Below are 15,926 nucleotides of genomic sequence, written 5' to 3'. Positions count from 1 at the left end.
AAGAACAAATCAAATTCACCTCTTTTAGAATAAACCCTTACGCATTTCTCTTGTTCGAACGCCATCTTCAATTTTTTCTGCAATGTCCATCAACCTTTCAATGTCGGAAAAGGAATACATTCGGGTACCTGAAGAGTTTCGTTTTGGAAAAATAAGCTCTCGCTCTTCATAATAACGAACTTGTCTTACTGATAAACCTGTCATTTCAGTAACTATTTTTATAGTCATAACTTTCTCATCTAAATATGAATGATTTTTAGTCAAGAATATCCTCTCCTATTTCCATTCTTTATCAGTATATATGTTATTAACTTTTGGATTGTATATAGAAATGAAGTTCATTAAATGCAGCACGTTATGAATACTTCTTGATGAAGAGCTTTTTTAGTTCTTGAGAATGACATTAGGGTAACTAATTTTAAAAAGCGTGCTTTTCAAAATCAATAATAAGAAGATAAAAACTTCTAAATTGCTGAAATTTGCAGCGAACCATTTATTATATGTAAAACCAAAGTTAATTCCCTCAGAAAGCGTTTCTCTGTATATTCGAAACATATTTTAGTCTGATTACAAATGAAATATGTGGATACGGTGTAACCTATATCATTTTAGTCATTTTCATTCTGATAATTAAAAAGACTTGCTTTAAATAGAAAGCAAGTTGAAAGAAGGATAATCACTTTGGTTATTCCATTATAATCCAATGGCTATAGTGAATCATTAAAATATGGTTAAAAATCAATTAAAAGTAAATTAATTTATAAAAAGTATTAATTGACCTTTTGTTTGGATTACATTAAAGTAATTTCACTAATTCAAATAAAATCCTTAACTTTATTCCTTTTATGTTTTAAAACATAAAAGAATTAGGTGTCCGTAAAAGCATACGTTCACGAACTTTTATTTTTTATAAGAAATCTATTGTACTGGTTGTTCGTTTTATTATGGAATTAAAACTCGAAAGTTCTTATATGACTACTTTTTATATTTTAAAATATATTGTAGGAACTTTTATTTTTCTAGTTAAGAATCGGTTTTGTGTGCTCCCTCGTTTTCCTTTTGGAGCTTTAAGAACTATCTACTTATTTTATGTAAAATTCATATCCCCCTTATATTTTCTTTTTCATTATAAATTACTTGTTATCTTTTCATTTTATAAGATCGAATCCCTCCCCTTTAGCGTCCAACTTTATAATAAGTTCAACTAATCAAATTTAATTGTTGATATATGTAAGTTTTTGATGAAAAATAAGTTCAACTAAGAGATTGAACATTCCACTTTTTTTGTGTATAATTAGTTCAACAGAAGTTCAACTTAAAAACGAGGTGTATAGAGATGAAAATTTCACGTTTTAATAAAGACTGTGGGAACTCAGTCGATATGAATATTATTGATGGATACCTGTTTGACTTTCCAACCAACGTAGTAGAACTCCAAAAAGAAGCTGCTGATTCATTCTTTACAGATGCGGTAACTGCACCAGAAGAATTTAAAAAACGTATCTTACTATCTACAACAATCGGTGACGAAGAGACAGAACGTTATTTCTTAGTGGGTGACATTGCAGCAAGCCAACAACTTGCGAACAACCACATCAATCGTCTACATAATAAAATTACAAGCCATATTCCTTATGTGACATTTTTGGCTGCCATTGCATACTATCATGCATTACATGCAAAAGATCAAAAGGATAATAACATCGAGATTGGCTACTTCTCTACGATGTTACCAATCTGGTTATTGAAAAAAGAAAGCACGTTTGGCGAAGCGCAAAAATCCATGGCCACTCGCTTCCTAGGTGACCATACGTTCCGTATTCATACTCCAGGGTTTGAAAAAGAATTAAAGGTAGCTGTGGACGAAAGTGCTTGCCTAAAAGAAGGCGAAATCGCACGCTTTGCGTTGAAGAAGGACCTAACACTTCAAGACCGCGAAGATGCCAATGAATATGTGGAATGTGAAACTGTGATGGTTGATATCGGTGGTGGATCGATTGATGTCGTCATTTTACCGGAAGGATTAAAGGCTGCGAACAGCCGTGAATCATTCCAAAGTATTGAAGGCATTCCCTATTTAGCTCATATTGATAAATTGCGCAAAGAGAAGTTCCCTGAGCTGTTTACGGATTTACGTGCTTTTGATCAATTTATTTTAGATAACTACAGCAAACAAAAATTCGAGTTGAAAAATGAAAACACAGGCGCATCCATTGATTTAACAGCTCAAATTACATCTTCTTTGAAAGAATATGTGGAGATTTTACTAGCGAAGTTAAATGATGTGGCCCCACCACCGGCGAATAAAATTCGTAAATACGTATATAGTGGTGGTGTTGCTCCGACACTAGAAGTAGCTATTATGACAAGCATGAGTGAAAAGATTGGCGAAGAACGTACGGAGAAATATCATAAAGTACCAGAAGATAGCCGTCACTTGAACTTATTTGGCCTAGAAATCAGAAGCATCGGTTACCTTCAAAAGAAACAAGCAGAGAAGAAAGCCGTTAAATCCTAACAGCGTAGGTGATAACCATGTCAGAGCGTCAAAACGCCTTTACGATTAAAACCAACCAGTTAAGTGATGAAGTCTATGACATACTTGCAAAATATGCGAAGTCTCGAAAATTAGGGGACTATATTTCATCTTTAATTGTTCGGGACCTTCATCGTTCATCTACCGACCCAGTAGAACCAGGTCACAGAACAGAAGAACTTCTGGAACATATCAATTTAGAACTGAAGGAATTAAAACAATTAGCTAAGGCTAATGGTTTTGTAATAAAGCACGAAGATGTAGAAGACAAGCCTTCAGAAAGTCAAACCTTAAAAGAAGGTAAGGTTGCAGATTTAGAACAGGTATCTGGCTCGCTAGATGACGATGATTTAGAGGAATATAGCGATTTTTAATTAAAAAGCTACTAGGTATACTAGTAGCTTTTTTACTTTCCGTCATTTATTGGTTTTTAACGTATTCCCATATGTACAAAGAACGTGCTCGGACTAAAAGAATAATAGTAAAGAGGATTTTATTTATAGCAATAGCAATCCCTCCAAGTACTTTTATTAATTCTGATCCCCTTTCATACTTCTTTGTCTAAAGAACATTAATAATTAGGTGTGGCAGATACCATATTGATAATGGATTCCTCCTAAAGTGTTGAATAGAAGGAATCGGTACAGTCATGGTATACTAATAACAAACATGGAAATGATGGAGGGTATTATGACAAAACGATTAGATTTGCGTGTCGACTTTGCATTTAAATCACTATTTGGCACACATGGAAATGAATCTATTTTAGCTGCTTTTTTGAACGCAGCACTCCGTTTTCCAGATGATAAAAAAATTCAGACGGTGCAGTTACTAGATCCGCATTTTAATAAAGAAAACCAAGAAGATAAACGCTCTATTTTAGATGTACACGCACAGTTAGAGGATAGAAGCCGTGTCAATATTGAAATTCAACTTAATAATAAACATGACATGGAAAAACGAACACTTTATTACTGGTCTAAAATGTATAGTAGTCAAATGAAAGAAGGCATGGACTACGGAGAGCTTTGTAAAACGATTACCATTAACATTGTGAACTTCCGTTATTTATCTCATATTCATGATTATCACTCCACCTTTCAGTTATATGAGCGAGAGCAGAAATTACTCTTAACGGATATGCTAGAAATTCATTTTATGGAGCTACCCAAGTTATTAATTAAATGGCGTAACAGAGAGGTAGATCCACGAGAAGATCAACTTGTGCGATGGTTATTATTACTTGAAGCATCCGAAGATGAAGAAATCACTCAGGTATTGGAGGAGATTGCGATGCAAGAAGATCAAGTATTAAAGAAAGCGATGGATGAATGGGAACGTGTGAGCCAAGATCCAGAAGTGCTATTAGCATATGAAGCACGCAGAAAAGCATTATTAGATGAAAAATCAGCTTTAAAAAGAGCTGAAAAACTTGGAGAAGAAAAAGGAAAACAAATAGGTGAAGAAATAGGCGAAAAGAAAGGTATTATAAAGGTAGCCTTAAGTATGATCCAAAAGGGTTTAGATAACCAAACAATTGCTGAATTTACAAACCTTACACCAGAAGAAATTGATAAATTACGTCATCAATGATGACATTACGAAAAGGGACTGCCTGATAAATTGATTTTATCAGGCAGTCCCTTTTTTAACTTCTCCCTCTCAACACATCTAATTTGAAGTTACGACATTGATAATATGAAGAGATTATTTATTGTTATTTCTTTTTTATAAGATTTAGCCTACGTTTATTATATCTTCGTTATGCGGTGTACTAAATGTTATTGCGTATTATAGTAGAAAAATATAAGTCTTCTGTTTTTTATTCAAGGAAAGACTTTTTCTTATATATCCTCTTTTAAGTTGCGCTAGCGTTTTTCTTTTTTTTTACAGGTAACCCGTATTTATTGGAGTTTTCTTTTATTTTTTTTGCGATTTCTTGTGCTTCTTCTTTCGTCATTTTCATACAAAAGACTCCTCTCATGTTCTACTATTATAAGTTTTTTCCAATATCTAAAAAAATATACATGCTCTTCCCTCCCCTGCCATATACATGTTTTAGGTATGTACAAAAAGTCATTGTCCTAGAGATAATTTTAGATTTTAGGAGTGATTATGTGAGAGTAGAAGAGAAGAAAAGAAAAATTCGAAGTGACAAAAAACGAGATGTAAAACCATCACTTCCAATTGATCTTAAAGAATGTATTTATCGCTTGTCTTATATTACAAATACACCTGTAAAAAATGTAGTTGAATCAATTTGTATATCGGGCCTTGCTTCTTCAAAAGTAATGGACTATTTATCAAATTATTTCAGAAGAGGGTTTAGTTTTGGCAGCACCGTGTATATGGGCGATATGTCCAAAGAGCCCATTAGACATCTATATAAAAATATAGAAAAAGAGCGTGTTTCTACTCGCTTAAAGGATGGACATGGAGAAACGTATGATGTTCTAAAACGCTTAGCTTATGCTTTAGATTGCTCTCCTGCATTAGCAGCATCTTTCTTAATTGAAGCGAGCATAAGGAATTCTGATTTTGTTGATGAATACATGACTCGCCATTTAGAAGAAGAATTAGACCACCAAAGAATGCAGGAGTTAAAAGAGGTTTTAAAATTCATCAATAAAAACAACCCTTATAAAGAAGAGTACAGTTTACACAATTTAATTTCTTATATTATGGATGAATTAAAGGTAGGAGCAACTAGCTTGGGATCTTCTGTACAAAATTGGTTAGAGAGTATACAGCATAAAAAATAATTCAATTAAAAAAACCTTTGAATTTACGATTCAAAGGTTTTTTGCTTGTCCTTTATTTCGTTATATAAAATTTTTGCCCCTACCGGACTTAGAACCACATTACTTGCATATCTACGGTTTTAAGATGTTATCTCACCTGTTATCAGACATTGATTAGATTCTTTGTATTTTTTTATGTCTATATGATCATCTTCCAATAAAATCTCTACTTCATCATCTTTATCTATATCCAGTAGCTTTCTTAGCTCAATGGGAATTACTATACGCCCCACTGCATCTACCTTCCTCAACGTACTTAGTCCCTTCATGCTGACTCTCCTTTTATATGTTCATAAGCACAACTTCTATATTATACTATAAATGTATAAATTGACCAATGTTAATTTTACAAACTAGGTTTTAAAATACAGGTTTAGAACTTTTTCTTAGATTGCTCTTGTACGTAAGTACACGTACGCGCATGTTCACGTGAAAAGAAATGATCTTGTTTATGATAAACTTTCACTCCACAAGAGGGACAAGCAAAGAAACCCACTTTAGGACCTTGATTCACTTCGTGTGCATAAAACTCACCAGCTGTTTCAAACATTACTACATGGTTCGCTTTCTCAATCTTAGCTCTCATACAAGCATCTCCCACCTTATTTTGAGTTTATTACCATAATAAGTGTTGGAGGGATGAATTGTAAAAGAAAATGTATAAGTATATACCTATATCTGCAGAAAAAAGCAGCATTCCCATGCCAATCACGCATGAGAATGCTGCTTTTTCTGCATCTATTTCTTTATAGGTAAACAAGGGTTTTCTAGTTATAAAACCATAAAAAAAGACTCCTTTACAGGAGTCTTTTTTGTGATTACTTTTAATTATGCTTTGTGAACGTTAGCAGCTTGTGCTCCGCGTTGACCTTGCTCGATATCAAAAGTAACTTTTTGACCTTCTTCTAATGATTTGAAACCTTCACCTTGAATAGCACTGAAATGAACGAATACATCGTCTCCGCCTTCAACTTCGATGAAACCGAAACCTTTGTCTGCATTAAACCATTTTACTGTACCTTGTGTCATAATGTTGCCTCCTGATGTGGAATACTCCACAAATGTATTACCAATCTTGCCTAAACATACTATTTCAAGATAAAAACTTCTAATTAGGGTTTTTTCTTTTCTCAATATACCGAACAAAAATAAGCTTTCTGTAGTGTAACATATAGTAGGATTGATAGCAAATAAGGAAAATATTCCCTTAAACGAATTCTATCTACTCACCTTTCCCCTATCAAAAACTTATGATATTGCATAAGTTGCATACCTTTTTAATGCTCGAGCCCATCAAATAAAATGAACAAGTACATACATATCTCTATTTATTATAGCTATTCATAATAAAACTTCATTATTTAATCTTCCTTATAAATAAAGGGTACATGTAATCCAAAAAACCCCTGTTAGCTTTACTGAATTATAAATGGGCTATTGGGATATTCTATTTAGGGAAGAAGGAAAACAAGTTATTGATTATAACTAATCATTACAAAGCTTCTTACATTTGGGATGAGGTGTCTACAGCAGGCATATTTCAGAAAACCTTATTGTAAATCGATGTATGTTTGATTCATAAGGGGATGGTAGTCATGAACGTAGTAAGAATATATATAATGGGTAGACAATAATATTCATTTATAACTATACAAATGAGGTGTTTGTCCCAGACCAAGAACGATTTCGTTCACATTGTATATTTTTTAGCTCAATGCTTAAATGAGGGGTTTGTTAAAGAGAATATACTTTTTCAAGTTACTGTTTCATTAGGCAATGCAATTACGTAAATGAGGTGTTCCTTAAAGATCATATGCTGCATTAAAAGCTATTTTTTCCTTCTTCACATGACGGGATGCATAATCGTTTGCATCTCGTTTTTGTTACATATAATATGTGCGCTATACTTGTTTATTTGTATGTAAGGCTTCAATTAAGGTGAAATTCATCTGTTCCATTTGCTCTCCTATTAAAACAGGTTGAGCTACTTCTACTTGCCTATTTATAATCTCCTTTAACCCTATGTATGGCTCTGACATAGTGGCGAATGGACGCCATTTTTTCATTCCTCTATGTTCCATCTCTTTTTCCTCCTTAAGCTTTATGACCACCCATAAGGCTATTTGGATAACGAGCTGTTGAATAAGGAAGGTGACTAGATGCACGTAGTACACTATTCTTTCCATAACGCATCCGAATCTCATTAATCGTTTTGGCAAGAGCATAGCCTCTTTCACGCTGATCAATGTCATCAAATAAGCTTATTTGCTCCTCTTCTTGAATGCTTGTATTCTATAATGAAATTCCAATGGAGCGAATGGACATCCCACTATCAAATGTATGTAGTATGGTTAAACAATATGGAAAGATATCTTGGTTTAAATTCGAAGCTCTCCCCATTTTCTTTTGTCTGGAAAAGCCTCCACCTGCTTGTTTGCTGTAGCGAATCGATAAATGAATGGTTTGTGCAACGACCCTATGCATACGTAGGCGAAAACATACGTCATCCAAGAGTTCTAACAGCAATAATTCCACTTCTTTTCGGTGCCAGCAATTTTTATTTCCACCTTTCTTTTATTTATCTTTTTATAAAAACAAAAACGTTCGCAAAGTGTATTGTTTTTATAAAACGTTCGTAATTATTTTTTAGGACATAAAGGAACGATAAAATGATAGATTTCTTATATAATATAAAAGTCCGTAAAGGTATACTTTTACGGACGAGATATTTAAATCTATTACAAGATGTTAGAGTAATTATTATCGATAATAAAATAAAAACCCTTTCTTTCTAATAATAAACAGATAGCACATTCATTGTTCTCGGAATCATCGTTTACACATCATCTGTTAAGTAGCGATGGATAGAAGAAAACACATTATCTCTTATCAGCTCTTCTTCATTTAATAAATGATGTTTTCCGTTCTCTATAAGTTCAACATCTATATTTGGAAACTTCTTTAGTAAGAAACCAACATTATATTTCCAATCCACTGTTGTGTCCTTTTTTCCCTGGAGGATGAGAACAGGGACAGAACTGGGATTCCCCTTCTTAATCAATTCATTCCATCTTATCAATGCTTCTACCCAACTGAGAGGGATCTGATCATATTGTAACGGATCATTCTTAACAAAACGCAAAAACTTTGCATCTGATGAATTGTTTCGAAGTATCCTTTTCAAATTCCTGGTGAACGTTTTTAAGGGCTTTACCAAAATGGTGATTGCATTCCAGCGATAAGGCCGAACGAGGGGCGAGACAAGCACTGCTTTTCGAATCTGAGACGTTTCAGGGTTATTCAATATATAATCGACTGCAGCAGCAGCGCCCGTACTATGAGCCACGATATAGACGGGCAGAGAGCTTGAAGACAGGTGTCTACGCACGACTTCTCGAATACTTTCTGTATAGAGAGAAAACTCCGAAATGGCTCCCCGTTCTCCTGTTGATAATCCATGTCCCGGTAAATCAAATGTCAACACATGGAACCCTTGTTGAATCAAGAAACGAATGACAGGACTTAGTACTCCAGCATGATCATAATAACCGTGAAGAAGAAGAATATGAGCTTTTACCGGTAAGGGACGAAAAGATTGGATAAACAGCCGTTCATGAATAAACGATTCAAACCCGTAACGATACATTATGTTCTCTGTTGGGAGATTGTAAAACTTACTGTAACGTTTCATGTTTTCATTCATGGGGCGTGAATCGTATGTAAAGCGAAAATGCTGATCATTTTGAATATTTTTAATAACTTGTTTCATATTCGACCTCTGTGTCTCCGTAATTTATTTATATCATTTAATAATGAAAATGAAGAACCAAAAGAAAGATTTACGGTGCAAAGATTGCATTCGTTTAAAAAAGATATATGATGGATTTTTACTGAAATCTAGTCTTATGCAGCTAGTTAATAGATGAGCTTCGCTTGATTTTTGACAGACTTGCTCTATATAACAAGTTGCCCTTTTCAACCATATGAATAGCTCCTCTTTCATAATTAATGGACTTTGCTGTAGGAGAAGATTTCAATTCTCACAAAGAACGAACGTGCTTTTTAATAACCCGATAATTTTGTATCACTATGTTATTGAGACATTCCACTTACTACTGATATCCTTTTTTTCTTCAACTATTCCATTGCTACAAGATAAGATGAATTCTTATAATCCGGAAAATAGCGATTAAATCAAATTCTATATTTCCAAATGATTGTTTTTTGCACCAGAACCGGGATTAGATATATAAAAATTAGTTAAAAACAAATACTGTCACTGTTATAAATAAAAAGGAGGCTGTATATAAACATGGATGCACGAAGAACACAAGAAATTGCTGATTCAGTGAACATGGCCAATGTAATATATAATGGAAAAAGTATTTATATTGAGCATGTAGATCAACAAAATGGAATAGCTACAATTCATACTCTTGATGAACCACATAATAAACATAGTGTTTCTATATTGGACCTTAAAGAAAAATGAGTCCCTTTTAGAATAAAAAGAGCCTGTTTAGGCTTTTTTTATTTTTCTGCTATTTTTGTGAGTGGAGGTGGGCATTAAAAACTGCATAAAGCTTTTAATAATCAACGGTAACTCAATTGCTATACAAAATATACTATTGAAAATACAGTTTTTATTGCTTGGAGAAACCGTTTTTCATCTGGTTTCTACTGGTCATTGTTTGCACGGTTGGTGCCCCTGGTTTATTTCCATTTCCTCTTATTATCAAAATCACTAAAGTCCCAATTCCTATGCTTAAAAGTGACAGTAGCATGCCTTTGTTATTATTTTTCTTCCCGGATAGGCCATTAACATTAAATAAAGAAGTTAGCTGCTGTACATTATTCATTATGCAAATCCCTCTTTGATAAGTGTTTGAAAGAAAGCTCTCTTCCAACATCCTTATTTTTTGCTGATGCTACATATATATACTGGGAAAATGATGCTATCCTCACTTATATTTTCAAATCATTCCCTGTAATTATTTAAAAAACAATGTAAACCTTAATACATATATGACTATTAGAAGGAGTGAAAAAGGAATGAAGACAAAAAAATATGTCCTGGGACTCTTATCAGCTATTTTATCAGTCGGTTTTCTTTTTGGTTGTAATGATAAAAAAGATGAAGCTGAGCCTGATCCAACTGAAGAACCGTCTGAACAAAAAGCTCAAAATAATCGTGACAACAATAATCTACAAGACGTGGAATTTCAACCTGACGGTGTTCAAAATAATAATGTAGATAATAATAATCAGACACAATTAGAGGTAGCTGATGAAGCTGCGGATCGTATTGCTAAATTAAATGAAGTAGACACTGCGAATGTGATTGTTACAAACCGAAATGCATACGTGGCTGTTGTTTTAAAGAATGAGGCAAACGGAAAAGTAACCGACCGTTTTAAAAAGAAGATTTCAGATCAAGTAAAAGCGACAGATAAGGATATTCGAAATGTGTATGTGTCATCCGATCCTGATTTTGTGAATCGTATGGAAGGGTACGGAAATCGAATTAATGAAGGTGCGACAAGAAATGGCCTATTTGAAGATTTTACTAAAACCGTTAAAAGAGCATTCCCCAACAATCGTTAAATAAAAATGATGAGATATAAAAAATCAATTTTTTATGTTTTAAAAAGAGAGGCCTCCTTATAGATTAAGGAGGTTTCATATATGTTTATGTCTTCATTATACGAAATGACTTAATAGTTATTTTGGGTTCCTTTTTTACTATCATAGGAACATTAATCATGTAATGGATTCTTCAGTAGGAGAGAAGAGTCTGTCTATCTAAAATTGAAGGAGAAAATCAGGATGGATTATAAAATATTCAGGATAATTAATCAATTGGCTGGTCGCTATTCTGTATTAGATATGCTGATGATATTGATTTCAAATAAGGTGCGTTATCTATTCGCTTTTGTATTAATGCTGATGTGGTTTCGAGGCTATTCCCAAAGAAAAGCGACCGTATATGCCGTCATATCTTCGACCTTTACGTTGTTGATTAACATGTTAATTAAATGTTTTTATTTTAAGCCTCGTCCATTTATAAAGCGCCGTGTCGGCATCCTTATTCCTTCAAAGATGAACTCCGCATTTTTGAGTAAACATACGTTGCTTGCAACTGCTGTATCCACTTCTATTTTTCTACGTGAACGTATTCTTGGGTCAGTTATGTGGATATTGTCCTTGTTAACAGGATTCTCAAGGATTTGGGTAGGACATCATTATCCCTCTGATATTATCCGAAGCCTCTTTATTGGTAGCTTGACAAGTATTATCGTTGAGAAAGTTTTTGGTTCTCTAAAAATAATGAACCGAAAATCAAAAAAGTATTATGCCCAAATACGTAAATGAAGCATTTTCATTAGCTAATAATGTCTTGATTCTGTACTTGCTTTAATAATTAGTTAAAGCAGTTGCTATAGCGAAGGCTTCTACTAATAACGACAAGATAAGGCTCTTAAGGGGGAAATTCCCTAAGAGCCTCATTTTCAGTTATAAAATTTGTATTTAGGCTGATGAGCTAAACAATCTTACCGATCTCCTGTAGTTTATCATCGAGTTTTATACATATGAGATTTTAAAATTATTCATTGCTTAAGTCTCTTTTTGTTTTATAACTGCATTTATTTAAGACAAATCCTGTAATTAGCTCATTAAATTGAACCCACTTTTTTGTAGGTAGTTGGTGACCCTGTTGTGGTAAAACAAAGAATTCAGCATGCTTACATTTATTTTTATACTCTTTCATATAGTGGGTAGTCCAATCTTTTTTCCCACCATATATAAACAACAAAGGCATAGTTAAATGATGAAGTTTGTCTAAACAGTTATAGTGTAATGAATGATTATAATACTGATACCATGATTCTTGATCTGCTTTTTTCATATAACTAACTAGGCTCTTTCTTAGTGTCTTGTCCCGAGTATGACTTATAGAAAGGCTTTTTATTAATATATTTAGATGTTCTTTTACCATATACATTCCTATTTTATGTAATAGTTGTCCAGGTATATCTCTTACTATAGGGTAAGTTCCTGAGAAAACTAATAATTCGATTCTATCGGGATGATAAATAGCCAGCTCTTGAGCAATTAGACAGCCAGCAGAATAACCACATATAATAGCCTTGTCTAAATGCAGTGCATCCATAAAACGCAATACTTCGTTTGCATAGAAGGAAATTGATACAGTTTGTTCAGCTCTAGGACTTCGTCCATGACCACTTAAATCTGGAAAGATGACTCTCATATGCTTGGATAAATCGTATTGATAATGGAAGACTTTATTTCCCATGCCAGGTGGATGAATAAAGATGACTGGCATACCCTGTCCACGCTCTTCATAATACAAGTATTTATTAGTGTCTATTTCAATAAAAGGCATGATTATTTCTCACTCCAAAATCAATTAATAATTACTTTTTAGTTAAGGTTAATCTAGTTTATGAAAACCAAGATCTTTTTTCATCTTACATTTAACTCAATATAATTAACTATTTGCTCTGTATTGTTTAAAATCAAAGATCCTTTTTATTATTTATTATGAGGTTATTATAGTGAGACTATACAGACTAAAAAGGGGGAGATTTTAGAATTGTTAATAGGATTTCTGATAATGCTGATTATGTGAACTAAACATGTATACGATACACAGTTTAAAAAGCAGAAAAACTCCCATCGGTTGGAAGAGAGTTTTTCTGCTTTTTAGGAGTTTGCTTAAAAGATAAACTTTTATTCATTTACATAAAAAGAAAAAACATTCATGACAGGTAGCTAAAGCTTATACATATAGTAAGAGATAAATTGATTAAAAAGGTGATTATTATGTTTCGAAAAATACCGGTTGTTCTTGTCGGAAGCTTATTATTAAGTATAGGAATTAATGGATTTTTAGTTCCTCATTATTTGTTGGATGGAGGAACAATTGGAATTACTCTCATCCTTCACTATTATTTTGAATTTCCTACAGGTGTGATGATTATTATTTTTGGTTTTCCATTATGTTGGTTTGCTTGGGTGTATGAAAGAACTTATTTTTATAATAGTTTTTATGGGTTAATTATTTCTTCTTTATTGATTGGCTAGAGCCTATTAAAGATCAGTTTCAACTTTCTGTTTTTCCTAGTGTAATCTTTGGAGGAATATGTGTTGGGACGGGAGTTGGCCTTATGCTTCGATACGAGACAAGTACTGGAGGAACAGATTTACTAGCACAACTTATATCAAAAGCTTTTTCCTTAAACATAGGGATGGTTATTTTAATTATAGATGGTTTTATCATAACAGCAGCTCTTCCTTTATTAGGACCTAAAACGTTTCTTTTTTCATGTTCGACAATTTTTATAGGTGGAATGACGACTTCGTTAATTACAAAAAAAGAATAATTTGGATTATAAAATCAGTATCTTCTATCCTCCGTTTTTTGCTCCTCCCTTTCTACACCCTTCAATCGCTTTATAAGTTCATGTTAACTATTTTGACTTATAAACCTAAAATCCTTTTAAAAATGGCCTTCTTTTAGAGTAATCTAAAATACATAAACCTTTTCGTAAAAATTAAGGAATGCTGCTATGACATTTGTTTGATTATAAATTGAATACCATATCTCTTTCTAAATCATACTATATAAGTACATTTGTATTTATATGAAAATCAGGAGGGTCTATTAATGAGCAATGCTAATACACCGGCAATTGGATTTATTTACAACGGTGAATTTTACGAGATACTTATAAATAAGAAGTCCACAACATTTAAGGAAAACATTAGCCCCCAGGAATCTAGATTACCTACGAAGTTAAATTTTCCTGGTGAAGACGAAAAAAAATTAGTTTTTGTTTCCTATAATTCCACCGGAAATGGTCAGACACCAATAATACTTGAGAAATCTAATCAATTACCGGAAAATGCTATAAAAATGCTATTAGAATACAGTATTGGTTCATCTAGACCTTTCTTATAAAGGAAACTGTTTTCAAAAAATATAGCATGATTCTCCATAAGGACTATTTTTATAGGGACTAACATATATATATAATGCAGACTTTTTATGCATTCACCTTCCACTGGGGTATCGAGAAAACGTAGTCATATCAAGGATGTATAAAAAGCTGCATACTCCGGAAAAAGAACCCTCGGCGGAACCGTGGGACTGACCCCTTATAGTGAGACAAATAAAAAACACCTTTAAGTTAAAAAACGGGTATATACTACCTAACAATCACTTGGAGGTGTTTTTTCTATGGGGACAAGAGTTAGTTATCCAGCAGAGGTAAAGGTAAAAGCTATTGAGATGAGATTAGCTGGTGTACCTGTCAAAGAAGTGCTTTCCCAATTAAATATTCGCAGTTACACCCAATTAAAAAGGTGGATGAGATGGTATAAAAATGGAGAAATGCATCGATTTGAACAGCCTGTAGGCAAGCAATATTCGTACGGAAAGGGACCTGGCTTTAAAGACGAAATATCCAAATTGAAAGCAGAAAACCGGTATTTAACACAACAGATTGAGGTCTTAAAAAAGTACAAGGAATTGGAGAGGAAGTGGTCCCAGAAATCGTAGTGAACGTAGTGGACGAGTTAAAAGATAAGATACCAGTCTATCAAATCTGTCAGTACCTTAATATCCCTCGATCGACTTATTATCGCTGGAGGCAACAGGAACAATCAAAACGGACAAAGAAAAAGAAATGGATAGAACAACAGATTGGTGAGCAGTGTCGTACACACAAGTTCCGATATGGCTATCGAAAAATTACAGCATTACTCAATCGAACGATGAAGATCAACCATAAATTTGTACAACGTGTCATGCAGAAATACGGTTGGCAATGTCGCGTAAAACAGAAAAAACGCAAGCTAACAGGGCAACCTTATCAGGTTGCAGAGAATATATTAAATCGTAAGTTTCAAGCTGATCGTCCTCTTCAAAAATTAGTAACTGATATTACCTACTTGCCTTTTGGACCTAAACAGTTGTACCTTTCAAGTATTCAAGATTTATTTAATGGGGAAATCATTGCGTATTCGATTGGTGATTGTCAAAACGTAGAATTTGTCTTAGATACGTTAAGCCAACTTCCTTCTTTACCTAAAGGATGTACGTTGCATAGTGACCAAGGCTCCGTGTACACGTCGCATCTCTATCAACAAAAAATCAAAGAAAGAGGCATTACTATGAGTATGTCCCGTAAAGGGACACCCGCAGATAACGCCTCCATTGAATCGTTTCATTCCTCGCCAAAGTCTGAAACGTTCTACCTCGACGAGTTAACATATACGACGACCACCATCGTCGAACAAATCGTCGAAAACTATATTACTTATTACAACAATGCCCGTATTCAAACGAAACTAAACAACCAGTCACCAGTACAATATCGGCAGCTGGCTGTTTAAAAGGTGCTTTGATTCCTGTCTCACAAACAGGGTGCAGTCCCCGTTGAACTGCACCCCAATTGTTAGACAAAGAAACTCTAATGATTGGGGTGCTTGTATGTCTAGACATACATTTGAAGATAAGTTGAAGGCTATTGATTTGTACCTAAATAAGCGCAACTCATATAGGG

Annotated in this window: 17 protein-coding genes and 3 pseudogenes; 10 read left to right on the top strand and 10 right to left on the bottom strand. The window is 33.7% G+C overall.

The window, feature by feature from the left end; translation table 11 throughout:
• Positions 1-30: 30 nt before the first annotated feature.
• A pseudogene (locus ACN6NE_RS30260) lies at positions 31-228 on the bottom strand (MerR family transcriptional regulator); the annotation flags it as partial.
• Positions 229-1,336: 1,108 nt separating this feature from the next.
• Here ACN6NE_RS30260 and ACN6NE_RS30255 point away from each other — a divergent pair.
• The 4 genes from ACN6NE_RS30255 (at position 1,337) to ACN6NE_RS30240 (ending at position 5,298) form a co-directional block, all read left to right on the top strand.
• Entirely contained in the window at positions 1,337-2,518 is a 1,182-nt protein-coding gene (locus ACN6NE_RS30255; protein ID WP_474329216.1) for an Alp7A family actin-like protein, read from the top strand.
• A gap of 17 nt (positions 2,519-2,535) precedes the next feature.
• Positions 2,536-2,910 (top strand): cysteine hydrolase family protein, encoded by a 375-nt coding sequence (locus ACN6NE_RS30250; RefSeq protein WP_129703799.1) that lies wholly within the window; start codon positions 2,536-2,538, stop codon positions 2,908-2,910.
• 316 nt (positions 2,911-3,226) lie between these two features.
• Complete coding sequence (locus ACN6NE_RS30245) at positions 3,227-4,129, top strand: Rpn family recombination-promoting nuclease/putative transposase (RefSeq protein WP_474329214.1); 903 nt, start codon at positions 3,227-3,229, stop codon at positions 4,127-4,129.
• Positions 4,130-4,653: 524 nt separating this feature from the next.
• Positions 4,654-5,298, top strand: coding sequence for a hypothetical protein (locus ACN6NE_RS30240; protein WP_474329212.1), 645 nt, complete (start codon positions 4,654-4,656; stop codon positions 5,296-5,298).
• 23 nt (positions 5,299-5,321) lie between these two features.
• Here ACN6NE_RS30240 and ACN6NE_RS30235 read toward each other — a convergent pair.
• The 7 genes and pseudogenes from ACN6NE_RS30235 to ACN6NE_RS30205 form a co-directional block, all read right to left on the bottom strand.
• A pseudogene (locus tag ACN6NE_RS30235) lies at positions 5,322-5,408 on the bottom strand (AbrB family transcriptional regulator); the annotation flags it as partial.
• Between the two features lie 9 nt (positions 5,409-5,417).
• Positions 5,418-5,606, bottom strand: coding sequence for an AbrB/MazE/SpoVT family DNA-binding domain-containing protein (locus ACN6NE_RS30230; protein WP_474329210.1), 189 nt, complete (start codon positions 5,604-5,606; stop codon positions 5,418-5,420).
• Between the two features lie 104 nt (positions 5,607-5,710).
• A complete protein-coding gene (locus tag ACN6NE_RS30225; RefSeq protein WP_088568050.1) occupies positions 5,711-5,923 on the bottom strand; it encodes a hypothetical protein in 213 nt (70 codons plus the stop codon).
• A 242-nt stretch (positions 5,924-6,165) separates the two neighbouring features.
• A complete protein-coding gene (locus ACN6NE_RS30220) occupies positions 6,166-6,366 on the bottom strand; it encodes a cold-shock protein (protein ID WP_045295226.1) in 201 nt (66 codons plus the stop codon).
• An 872-nt stretch (positions 6,367-7,238) separates the two neighbouring features.
• Complete coding sequence (locus ACN6NE_RS30215) at positions 7,239-7,418, bottom strand: YolD-like family protein (RefSeq protein ID WP_474329207.1); 180 nt, start codon at positions 7,416-7,418, stop codon at positions 7,239-7,241.
• Between the two features lie 211 nt (positions 7,419-7,629).
• A complete protein-coding gene (locus ACN6NE_RS30210) occupies positions 7,630-7,872 on the bottom strand; it encodes a DinB/UmuC family translesion DNA polymerase (protein WP_474329205.1) in 243 nt (80 codons plus the stop codon).
• Between the two features lie 301 nt (positions 7,873-8,173).
• Complete coding sequence (locus ACN6NE_RS30205) at positions 8,174-9,106, bottom strand: alpha/beta hydrolase (RefSeq protein WP_474329203.1); 933 nt, start codon at positions 9,104-9,106, stop codon at positions 8,174-8,176.
• A 543-nt stretch (positions 9,107-9,649) separates the two neighbouring features.
• On the opposite strand from ACN6NE_RS30205, the gene ACN6NE_RS30200 reads away from it, so the two are divergent.
• Positions 9,650-9,829 (top strand): small acid-soluble spore protein H, encoded by a 180-nt coding sequence (locus ACN6NE_RS30200; RefSeq protein ID WP_474329201.1) that lies wholly within the window; start codon positions 9,650-9,652, stop codon positions 9,827-9,829.
• A 151-nt stretch (positions 9,830-9,980) separates the two neighbouring features.
• On the opposite strand, the gene ACN6NE_RS30195 is transcribed toward ACN6NE_RS30200, so the two are convergent.
• A complete protein-coding gene (locus ACN6NE_RS30195) occupies positions 9,981-10,196 on the bottom strand; it encodes a hypothetical protein (RefSeq protein ID WP_129703810.1) in 216 nt (71 codons plus the stop codon).
• 193 nt (positions 10,197-10,389) lie between these two features.
• Here ACN6NE_RS30195 and ACN6NE_RS30190 point away from each other — a divergent pair, with 193 nt between their 5' ends.
• Positions 10,390-10,941 (top strand): YhcN/YlaJ family sporulation lipoprotein, encoded by a 552-nt coding sequence (locus ACN6NE_RS30190; protein ID WP_474329199.1) that lies wholly within the window; start codon positions 10,390-10,392, stop codon positions 10,939-10,941.
• 222 nt (positions 10,942-11,163) lie between these two features.
• Positions 11,164-11,709, top strand: coding sequence for an undecaprenyl-diphosphatase (locus ACN6NE_RS30185; RefSeq protein ID WP_474329197.1), 546 nt, complete (start codon positions 11,164-11,166; stop codon positions 11,707-11,709).
• Positions 11,710-11,941: 232 nt separating this feature from the next.
• On the opposite strand, the gene ACN6NE_RS30180 is transcribed toward ACN6NE_RS30185, so the two are convergent.
• Complete coding sequence (locus tag ACN6NE_RS30180) at positions 11,942-12,742, bottom strand: alpha/beta fold hydrolase (protein ID WP_129703816.1); 801 nt, start codon at positions 12,740-12,742, stop codon at positions 11,942-11,944.
• A gap of 419 nt (positions 12,743-13,161) precedes the next feature.
• Here ACN6NE_RS30180 and ACN6NE_RS30175 point away from each other — a divergent pair.
• The 3 genes and pseudogenes from ACN6NE_RS30175 (at position 13,162) to ACN6NE_RS30165 (ending at position 15,756) form a co-directional block, all read left to right on the top strand.
• Positions 13,162-13,742 (top strand): annotated as a pseudogene (locus tag ACN6NE_RS30175) (YitT family protein).
• Positions 13,743-14,026: 284 nt separating this feature from the next.
• Complete coding sequence (locus tag ACN6NE_RS30170; RefSeq protein WP_474329195.1) at positions 14,027-14,320, top strand: hypothetical protein; 294 nt, start codon at positions 14,027-14,029, stop codon at positions 14,318-14,320.
• A gap of 279 nt (positions 14,321-14,599) precedes the next feature.
• Positions 14,600-15,756, top strand: a protein-coding gene (locus ACN6NE_RS30165) for an IS3 family transposase (RefSeq protein ID WP_474329193.1) whose coding sequence is annotated in 2 segments (ribosomal slippage) — positions 14,600-14,870 and positions 14,870-15,756 — 1,158 coding nt in all. Because the reading frame shifts where the segments join, the coding sequence is not laid out codon by codon here.
• Positions 15,757-15,926: the final 170 nt, after the last annotated feature.

The sequence above is a fragment of the Priestia sp. 53B2 genome, from assembly GCF_056099005.1.
The sequence above is the reverse complement of the archived record's forward strand: the minus strand, read 5'-3'. Positions and strand labels throughout refer to the sequence as shown.